The organism is Paraburkholderia mimosarum LMG 23256 = NBRC 106338 (genome assembly GCF_000739815.1).
Classification (GTDB): Bacteria; Pseudomonadota; Gammaproteobacteria; order Burkholderiales; family Burkholderiaceae; genus Paraburkholderia; species Paraburkholderia mimosarum.
This window is the reverse complement of the sequence record NZ_BBJJ01000305.1, coordinates 1-1,335: the sequence shown is the minus strand read 5'-3', so window position 1 is coordinate 1,335 and position 1,335 is coordinate 1. Positions and strand designations below refer to the sequence as shown.

Annotated in this window: 1 protein-coding gene; it reads right to left on the bottom strand. The window is 59.1% G+C overall.

The features are described from left to right. Nucleotides 1–199 precede the first annotated feature (199 nt). A partial coding sequence (locus BMI01S_RS37560; protein WP_042293498.1) for a two-component system sensor histidine kinase NtrB occupies nt 200–1,335 on the bottom strand: 1,136 nt, incomplete at its 5' end.

The window sequence follows — 1,335 nt, the reverse complement described above, 5'->3', positions numbered from 1 at the left end:
GGTTGCATCGACCGGTTGAATCCGCCGGCCAAAAGCCGTCGCTTGAGATACCTCTCTCACCGGCACCACCGCCTCTTCAAGATCTGGCCGGCCGCGTCCGCGCGCTGTTGTTGCTGCGTTGTGCGGCGATGCGCGGTGACACTGCTTGCGTCGTACCTCTGAGTGCAGGCTGGACCTGTAATTCTGGGGCCGCAACAGGTTATTCCCCCAATCCGCTATCGCCGATCACGGGAATAGTGAACAGAAAAGTCGCGCCGTATCCGGCATTGTTCTCTGCCCACACCCGCCCACCATGGGCATCGATAATCGAACGGCAAATAGAAAGCCCCACACCCATACCTTCGGGCTTCGTAGTAAAGAACGGTTCGAATAGCCGATCGGCGTGCTGCAGGTCAATTCCTGTCCCGGAGTCTTGCACCGAGACGATTACATAGCCGTCGTCGCTGCGCCACGACTTGATCGTCAGTTCGCGCGGCCGGTCTTCGATCGTGCTCATTGCCTGGATACCGTTTGTAATCAGATTCGTGATGACTTGTGCCAGTTGGATCTGATCGCCAAGCACCGCCGGCAGTTTCGAAGCAAGCGTCGCGCGCAGTGCTACGTTGTGCTTCAAGACCTCGCGCTGGAGCAGTACCATGACGTCACTGATCAGCTCGTTGATTTCCAGTCGCGTCATCTCAGGGGCAATCCGCTTTGCGAGCATGCGGACGCGCTTGATGATTTCGGTCGCGCGTTGTACATCGGTAAGCATGCGTTGCACGGAGGCTCGCACTTTTTCAAGGTCGGGTACGTCCCGGTCAATCCATCGCAGGCACGCGGCACCATGGGTGGCGACCGCTGCGAGAGGCTGGGCGATTTCGTGGGCCACCGACGCGCCCAATTCGCCGATCGACGTCAAACGAGACACCTGCTGCAGCGCCTCTTCGACCCGCTTGCGCTCGGTGATGTCGGTGCCCGTTTCGAGCGTCGCGATCGGTCGCCCCTGTTCGTCTCGCACCAGGGCCCAACGGCTGGCCACTGCGGCTTCCGACCCGTCGCGCCGGGTATTGACGATCTCGCCTTCCCAACGGCCCGTTTCAATCAAATTTTTTTTGATGTCCTCGAGTGCTGCAGGAAAACGCGTGTGAAGCAGACGGTCCGCAACGTGGCCGAGCGCCTCATGTTTCTTCCACCCATAAAGCGCTTCCGCGCCGCTGTTCCAGTAGGTAATTACATCGTCCATATCGCGAACTACGACGCTGTCATGTGTAAGGTCGAGAAGCTGTGCCTGCTCACGATGGACAGCTGCTAGTCGGCGAGTCCTGTGCACGAGAAAGGTGACGACGAACGATGTCA